The organism is Salinisphaera sp. (assembly GCF_035690525.1).
GTDB lineage: Bacteria > Pseudomonadota > Gammaproteobacteria > Nevskiales > Salinisphaeraceae > Salinisphaera.
In genome coordinates this window covers 1-7,541 of the sequence record NZ_DASSKM010000082.1, presented here as the reverse complement: position 1 = coordinate 7,541, position 7,541 = coordinate 1, and the positions used below count along the sequence as shown (strand labels likewise).

Here is a 7,541-nt window from a genome sequence, read left to right as displayed (position 1 = left end):
CGCCAGGGCGCACCCCGGTTGTGCTAGTTTCAAATTCTCGAACCGCCGTGTGCGGAACCGCTTGCTCGGTGGTGTGGGAGGGGCGCGGCCTGCGGTCGCCCCCTATCCCGATTCCGCAGCCTACGGCTGCTCCGGCGGCAGGTGAGCTGGGGCGATATATCGGGTATGCGAAAGGCTCTCCTTTGCTAAGCTTGCGCCGCCCCGAGGGGTCACGAACTCGATGATCAACCGCGGAGATCGGCGCGCGCCATGAGTACAGCAGTACATCGTATTCTCATCGTCGGCGGCGGCGGCCGCGAGCACGCCCTGGCGTGGAAGCTGGCGGCCTCGCCCCGGGTCGAGCATGTTTATGTCGCGCCCGGCAACGCGGGCACCGCGCGCATGCGCGACGCCAGCAACGTGGCGATCGGGGTCGACGAGCTCGATGCGCTACGGGATTTCGCGCTCGACAACGCCGTGAGCCTGACCGTGGTCGGCCCCGAGGCGCCGCTGGCCATCGGCATCGTCGATGTGTTCACGGCGGCCGGGCTGCCCTGTTTCGGGCCGACCCGGGCGGCCGCCGAGCTCGAGGCGAGCAAGGCGTTCTCCAAGGATTTTCTGGCGCGCCACGATATTCCGACCGCGGCCTACGCCACCTTTGCCGACTACGACGCCGCGGCGGCCTATATCGAGGCCCGCGGCGCGCCGATCGTGATCAAGGCCGACGGGCTGGCCGCGGGCAAGGGCGTGGTGCTGGCGCACTCGATCGAGGACGCCCTGGCCGCGGCCCGCGACATGCTCGATGACAACGCTTTCGGCGACGCCGGCGCGCGTATCGTGGTCGAGGAATATCTCACCGGCGAGGAAGCCAGCTTCATTGCGATGGTCGACGGCGAGCATATTCTGGCGCTGGCCAGCTCGCAGGACCACAAGGCCGCCTTCGATGGCGACACCGGGCCGAATACTGGCGGCATGGGGGCCTATTCGCCGGCGCCGGTGCTCAGCGACGATATCGCGGCGCGGGTGATGCGCGAGGTGATGCAGCCGAGCGTCGCCGGCATGGCTGCCGACGGCCGGGCCTTCACCGGTTTTCTCTACGCCGGACTGATGATCGACGAGACCGGCGCGCCGCGGGTGCTGGAATTCAATGTCCGCCTGGGCGATCCGGAGACCCAGCCGATCATGATGCGGCTGGAATCGGATCTGGTCGATCTGTTGGAAGCGGGCGTCGCCGGGCGGCTCGATACGATCGAGGCGCGCTGGCGCGACGAGGTCGCGCTCGGCGTAGTGATGACCGCCGGCGGCTACCCGGGGCCTTACGCCAAGGGCGACGTGATCGCCGGCTTGGCGCAGGCCGGCGATCTGGGCGTGGAAGTCTTTCATGCCGGCACCGCGCTCGATGACGAGGGCCGGGTCGTGACCGGGGGCGGGCGCGTTCTATGCGTCTGCGCGCTCGGCGCGAGCGTGGCCGAGGCGCAGGCAAAAGCCTATCGCGGCGTGGCGGTGATCGAGTGGTCCAACGTCGCCTACCGGCGCGATATCGGACATCGCGCCATCGACCGGCGGTAGGTCGATTCGCCTCGCGAACCGGTCCGCCGGTCTTGTGGCTCGAGGGCGACCGGGCGTGGAGAGAAAGTGTAACGATACCGCGGCACAGATGCCGGCTTACGGCCTGCGGCCTAAGCCGACCTACGAGAGGTCGCTCGAAACCCGTAGGTCGGATTAGCCGGAGGCGTAATCCGACAGAACGAAGCACCGAGGGTCAGCGCTCAATGGCACACTCGCCATCGCCCACTTCGATCGCCCCTACCCGATTGCCGCCCACGAGGGTAAGCGTCCGACCGGCGAGCTTTTCGCGGGCACAAAAAAAGCGGGCGCCGAAGCGCCCGCCTGATTGCGGTGGCCGAAACGTTCGGCCGAACCTTGTCGCTGCCGACTACTGGATGAGATCACCCGAGAAGTAGTAGGCGGCGGTGAGGTTGAAGCGATGGTGCCAATCGCCGTCGTTCGGGCCGTCGAAGCCAAGCGCACCGTTCTTGGCGCTGATGATTTCCGCCCAGACCATGATCGGGCCGGCCGCCATGCTCACGCCGGCCACGTTGAACACGGTGTTATCGTCGATGACACCGGTATCGCCATCGAGGTTCACAGTGCCGGTGTACGGGTCGCCGATATCCAGATAGTCGATATCGTCGTACACGGAGAAGCTGCTGATCGGGCCGAGACTGACCGGGATCGCCCGCGCGAAGCTGAACGAGTACATCTGGCCGCTGGCCGGCACATTATACTGGAAGCCGTAGTTCTCGAAGGTGATCGTGTTGGGGTCTTGGCCGAGATTATCCGGCACGTTGTAGTCGTAACTGTTGATCTGGCCTTGCAGCGTCCAGAGGCCGATATTGGCGGTTGCGGCCAGCGCGGCGGCCCAGTGGGTACCGTAGTCGTCGCGATCGCTTTCGGGCGCTTCGACGTTGAGCTGGCCACCGCGTACCGACGCCGAGACATTGAGCGTGTTGTCGTTGCCGTGGTTGAAGGTATAGCCCAACCGCACGGCGCCCCCGTTGATCCGCTGGAAGTCGCCGGCGGGATTGGCGCCGTAGGTCGCCGCTTGCCCGAAATCGTCGTTCTTGAAGGCGGCGATGTCGAAGCGGAGGCCGTTGGCTTTGTACTTGTAGCCCAGACCGGCGGCCTGGTCGTCGTTGAAGCTGAGATAATAGCGCGCCGGCGCCCAGAACGATTGATAGCCGTACGCCAGGTTGCCGTAGGGCACCTGGAAAAAGCCGCCCTTGATTTGGCTGCTGTCGCCCGCGCCGAAGTTGTAGGCCGCCCAACCCTTGTGTAGGAAGCTATTGCTGTTGCCGCCGATATTGCCGCTCGGCGACCAGCGATAGTCGGCGGCAAAGGTGATGCCGTGACCGGCGTTGCCGGCTACACCCAGATCGAAGTAGTCCAGGATCAGATTGCCCGCGGTGCTTTGGTCTCTTGCATTGGCATGGTCAAGAAAAGCCTGATATTCGCCAACGACGCCACCGGTGATGGTGAGGGATTTGTCGCTCTTCTTCTGCGCGGTCGAGGTGGTTTGCTGTTGCGTTTGTAGCTGCTGTTGTTGGTGTCGTGCTTGCTGTTGCTGGACCTGCATGTCCTGAACTTGCTGCTGCAGCTGTTGAATCTGCAGTTGCAACTGTTCCAGGGTCGGCTGGTTATTACCGCTCTGGGCGGCGGCCTGCACCGACCACAGCGCGGTGCAACCGCACACGGCCAGCGCCAGAGTCTTGGCTGAATGTTGACGCATGGTTCTCCCTACTCCCTTGAAAAAAGCGTGATGCCGAAGAGCGGCCCCGGGTTCACGAGTTCTTTGAATGACCCGAATAAAAAAGCGACGGGCCTGGCACGTCGTATCTGCGAAGCGCGCACGATCGGTGCCAATATCGGCCGCCGACGACAGAGCGCGCCGGCGAAGCGAGCCGATCGCAACGGATTTTGACGTTCAGGAATACCCCCGTGGTATGTGGTTCGCGAACTCCCATTCATTCGCAACAGCAAGTTATCATTAATTTACAAACGATTTAAATACCCTATGTTAAAAAAACTTTCTGGCCGCGCCTCGATCATGTTCTGTTACCCAGCGGTTTCGTCTTCGCCGGCGGTGACTTGACCGTGTCGCGGCGCCACGCGCGGGCCGCGATCGGGCCTGGCGCGGCCCAAGTCTGACGCAGGGCGGGCATGCTCATCCAACCCACCGACCGCGGTCTGTACTGCGCCGCCGGCGATTTCTATATCGACCCGTGGCGGAGCGTCGAGCGCGCGCTGATCACCCATGCGCACGCCGATCATGCCCGCGCCGGCCACGGCCGGTACTGGGCGGCCGCGCCCGGCGTGGCGTTGCTGCGGCACCGTCTCGGCGCGGACATCGATTGTCGCGGCGTGGCCTACGGCCAAACGCTGACCTTCGGCGCGGCGCGCGTGTCGTTTCATCCGGCCGGCCATGTTCTGGGCTCGGCCCAGATCCGGGTCGAGGTCGACGGCGAGGTTTGGGTCGCCTCGGGCGACTATAAACGCGATCACGATCCGACCTGCGCCGATTTCGAGCTCGTGCGCTGCGATACCTTCATCACCGAAGCGACGTTCGCGCTGCCGGTCTATCGCTGGGCGCCCGCCGCCGAGGTCGCGCGCGAGATCGCCGCGTGGTGGCGCGACAACGCCGCCGCCGGCCGCGCCAGCGTCTTGTTCTGCTATGCGCTGGGCAAGGCGCAGCGGCTGCTGGCCGAACTGGGGCAATGCGGCGATCTGCCGGGGGATACGGCCTATCTGCACGGCGCGCTGGTGCCGCTGACGCGGCTCTATCGCGCGGCCGGCATCGACATGCTGGCCACGGAACCGGTCTCGGACCGGCCGCGCGATCACGATTTCTCCGCCTCTCTGGCGCTGGCGCCGCCCTCGGCCGCCGGTTCGCGCTGGATGCGGCGCTTCGGCGAGCATCGCACCGGATTTGCCTCCGGTTGGATGCGTATTCGCGGCAATCGACGCCGGCGCGGTTACGATCGCGGCTTCGTACTGTCCGATCACGCCGATTGGCCGGGCCTGATCGACACCATCGAAGCCACCGGCGCGCGCCGCGTTCTGGCCACCCACGGCCGGACCGATGTGCTCGTGTCCTATCTGCGCCAGCGCGGCGTCGCGGCCGAGCCGCTGGCCACCGATTATGCCGACGGGCCGGAAGGTGAGGACGATTGATCCGGCGGTTGTCTTTTCGCGTGCGCTATGATGACGCGATCGACTCACCATTCAATGCGAGATCGATATGGCTGTCGCGACACCCGGCCCGCCGAGGCCCAAGCCGGCTCCGAGGCGCGCCAGGCCCGACTCGATACCCCGATGATGACCGCCTTCTATCGCGCCGAGAACTATCATCAGCGTTATCTGGAACAGATCGGGACGGCGTGTTTCTGACCGGCGCCGGGGGCGGCCGCCGGTGATCGACCGGACTACGCGGCGCGCCGCGACGCCGAAGATTCCGCGCGCGGGCGGCGCGCGCCGGGCGCTGGCCTTGCCCGGCCACGCCGAGGACCGGGCACGACTGGCCTTGCACCGGATGGAGCGTTCGTTGGTGCGCTCGCGCCTGGCGCGGCCCGACCTGCTGCCCGAGGCGGATTATCAGAATCTGCGCTATGCCATCGGTTTGGCGCGGCTGGGGCGGTTCCGGCCGTTCAATCAGCGCGGCGGCGCCGAGATCGATGTCGATCTGTCGGTCGTGCTGCCGCTGCGCGACTGGCTGCTCAACCATCTGCACGATCCACTGCGGCTGCCGTCGCCGGTGGAGGATAAACTGGCGCTCGCGCGCGAGGCCGCCGACATGGCGCGATTGCTGGCAACGGAAGCGCGCGCCGCGCTGTTGGCCTCGCACGACAAAGATTTCGACGCCGAGGCCCTGGACCGCGAGGCCGGTCGGCGCGCGCTCGTGGTGGTCGCTGGCGGCGGCGGCGGTGGCGGCTATGTCTATGCCGGCGCGTTCGCCTGTCTGGCCGAGGCCGGGCTGGTGCCCGACTACATCGTGGGCAACTCGATGGGCGCGATCCTGGGGCTGATGCGGGCCCAGCATCGCAACGCCGATTTCGACGAGCAAATCGAATTCGCCGCCGGGCTGAAAAAAAGCGATATCTATTCGGCGGCGCGGCGGCGGCGCAGCGAGTTCTGTCTCGGCGGACTGCTTTATCTGCATTTGACGGCGCTGCATCAGCGGCTGTCGACCGGCGATTTGCGGCGACCGATGCGCCTGGACGAACTCGATATTCCGCTCGATGTCGTGGTGGCGGGCTTGAAACGGCATTCCTACGAGCGGCTGGCGCCCGAGATCCAAGCCGGCGAGGCGCGCGCGGCGCGGTTATTGCCATTGCCGGTGCGCATCGCCTCGCGATTGACGCGTATTCTGCAGTTCTTTCGCAGCGACATGGTGATGCCGATCGTGCTCGGCCGCGATGCCGCCACGCGGCAACTGCATGCCGTGGACGCGGCCGGCTTTTCTGCCGCGGTGCCCTCGATTCTGCAATACGAGCCCGGGGCGCGCGCCGGCGCCACGCGCGAGATTCTGTCCGAACTGATGGCCCGGCACGAACTGGCGGCGCTGGTCGATGGCGGCGTGGCCGACAACGTGCCGACCCGCGCGGCCTGGCGCGGCGTGGCCGCCGGTCGGGCGGGCGGCACCCGCAACGGCTATTACCTGGCCTTCGACTGTTTTCTGCCGCATCTGGACCCGAAGAATCTCTGGCTCTGGCCGATCACCCAGACCGTGCAGCGCCAGATGCGCATCAACCGCGTTTATGCCGATACCATGGTGCGTTTCCGGCGTACGCTGTCGCCGACCAATCTGGTGCCCGGGCGGGCCGGGCTCGAACTCGCGGTGGAATGGGGGAGACAAACCATGCAGGAGAACCTGCCCGAAGTGCGGGCCATGCTCGCGCCGGCCGCGCTCGGCGGGGCTGCGGGGCCGCGATGAGCCGGGGCGCGCGGGCCGGCCGCCGTGCCATGCCCGATCCGCTGGCCGTGGTCTCCGGCGATCGTACGCTGGGCGAGCGCCTGCTGCTGGCCTGGGATCTGGCGATCATCGTGCTGGTCTCGCTCAATCTCGCGCTGATCGTCTTCGATACGCTGTACGCGATCGGCCCGGTCGGCGACGCCTTCGGCGCGCTCTGGCCAAGCGCGCACGACGGGTACGCGCAGGCGGTGCACGCCCAATTCACGACTATCGATCTCGCTTTCGTCGCCGTATTCGTGCTCGACGTGCTGGCCGGCTGGGCGCTGGCGATCGCGCAGCACCGCTATTATCGCTGGTATTTCTATCCGTTCGTGCGCTGGTACGACGTGCTCGGCTGTATTCCGGTGGCCGGGTTCCGGTTTCTGCGCGTGCTGCGTGTGATCTCGATCATGATGCGCCTGCAGCGCCTGGGCGTGATCGATGTTCGCGGCTGGTGGCTGTATCGCCAGTTCATGGTCTATTACGACATCGTGGTCGAGGAAATCTCCGATCGCGTGGTGATCAAGGTGCTCAGCGGCGTGCAGGAGGAGATGAAGTCCGGCGGCCAGCGGCTTTCGCGGCGGATCGTGGCCGACGTGGTCGCACCCCGCCGGCAGGGCCTCACCTCGGCCGCCGGCGCGCAGATCGAGCATTCCGTGGTCGCGGCCTATCAAGCCAACCGCGAGCAGATTCAAACCTATGTCGGGCGCATTGTCACACGGGCGGTCGACGCCAACCCGGCGCTCGGCAATCTCGAGCGGGTGCCGATGCTCGGCGCCTATGTATCGCGGGCGCTGGACGAGGCGATCCGCGATACGGTCAATCAGGTGCTCGACGAAGCCGTGGCCGGCCTGTCCTCGACCGAGTTCGATGCGCTGGTGTCCAACGTCGTGGAAGCGGCGATCGAGCGGCTGTTGGCGCAGGACATGGGCGCGGCGTCGACGGAAATCCGCGACGCCACCATCGAAGTGCTGGAATTGGTCAAGGAACAGGTCGCCGTGCAGCGCTGGCGCGAACGTTTCGAATAGCGCTAAGTTGGCGACAGACGGTCGCA

General features: G+C 66.3%; 6 protein-coding genes. 5 read left to right on the top strand and 1 reads right to left on the bottom strand.

Annotation, left to right across the window (positions count from 1 at the left end; genetic code table 11):
* The first annotated feature begins 249 nt into the window (after positions 1 to 249).
* Positions 250 to 1,548 (top strand): phosphoribosylamine--glycine ligase, encoded by a 1,299-nt coding sequence (gene purD / locus VFJ08_RS06030; protein ID WP_324996194.1) that lies wholly within the window; start codon positions 250 to 252, stop codon positions 1,546 to 1,548.
* A gap of 367 nt (positions 1,549 to 1,915) precedes the next feature.
* On the opposite strand, the gene VFJ08_RS06025 is transcribed toward purD, so the two are convergent.
* Entirely contained in the window at positions 1,916 to 3,268 is a 1,353-nt protein-coding gene (locus VFJ08_RS06025; protein ID WP_324996192.1) for a hypothetical protein, read from the bottom strand.
* Between the two features lie 431 nt (positions 3,269 to 3,699).
* On the opposite strand from VFJ08_RS06025, the gene VFJ08_RS06020 reads away from it, so the two are divergent.
* Genes VFJ08_RS06020 through VFJ08_RS06005 form a run of 4 tightly spaced genes read left to right on the top strand, consistent with a single transcriptional unit; the run spans position 3,700 to position 7,515 of the window.
* Positions 3,700 to 4,710 carry a ligase-associated DNA damage response exonuclease gene (locus VFJ08_RS06020; RefSeq protein WP_324996190.1) on the top strand — a complete coding sequence of 337 codons (1,011 nt, stop codon included), beginning with the start codon at positions 3,700 to 3,702 and terminating at the stop codon, positions 4,708 to 4,710.
* A 54-nt stretch (positions 4,711 to 4,764) separates the two neighbouring features.
* Positions 4,765 to 4,926 (top strand): hypothetical protein, encoded by a 162-nt coding sequence (locus tag VFJ08_RS06015; protein ID WP_324996188.1) that lies wholly within the window; start codon positions 4,765 to 4,767, stop codon positions 4,924 to 4,926.
* A 22-nt stretch (positions 4,927 to 4,948) separates the two neighbouring features.
* Positions 4,949 to 6,469 (top strand): patatin-like phospholipase family protein, encoded by a 1,521-nt coding sequence (locus VFJ08_RS06010; protein WP_324996186.1) that lies wholly within the window; start codon positions 4,949 to 4,951, stop codon positions 6,467 to 6,469.
* Positions 6,466 to 7,515, top strand: a complete 1,050-nt coding sequence (locus tag VFJ08_RS06005) for an ion transporter (protein WP_324996184.1) — start codon at positions 6,466 to 6,468, stop codon at positions 7,513 to 7,515. Before VFJ08_RS06010 ends, VFJ08_RS06005 begins: the two co-directional genes overlap by 4 nt.
* Positions 7,516 to 7,541 lie beyond the last annotated feature (26 nt).

What these genes read in the sequence shown, in the direction of transcription:
- VFJ08_RS06005 (WP_324996184.1), top strand. Translation starts at nt 6,466, where the DNA reads ATGAGCCGGGGCGCGCGGGCCGGCCGCCGTGCCATGCCCGATCCGCTG.
- VFJ08_RS06020 (WP_324996190.1), top strand. Translation starts at nt 3,700, where the DNA reads ATGCTCATCCAACCCACCGACCGCGGTCTGTACTGCGCCGCCGGCGAT.
- purD (WP_324996194.1), top strand. Translation starts at nt 250, where the DNA reads ATGAGTACAGCAGTACATCGTATTCTCATCGTCGGCGGCGGCGGCCGC.
- VFJ08_RS06015 (WP_324996188.1), top strand. Translation starts at nt 4,765, where the DNA reads ATGCGAGATCGATATGGCTGTCGCGACACCCGGCCCGCCGAGGCCCAA.
- VFJ08_RS06025 (WP_324996192.1), bottom strand. Translation starts at nt 3,268, where the DNA reads ATGCGTCAACATTCAGCCAAGACTCTGGCGCTGGCCGTGTGCGGTTGC.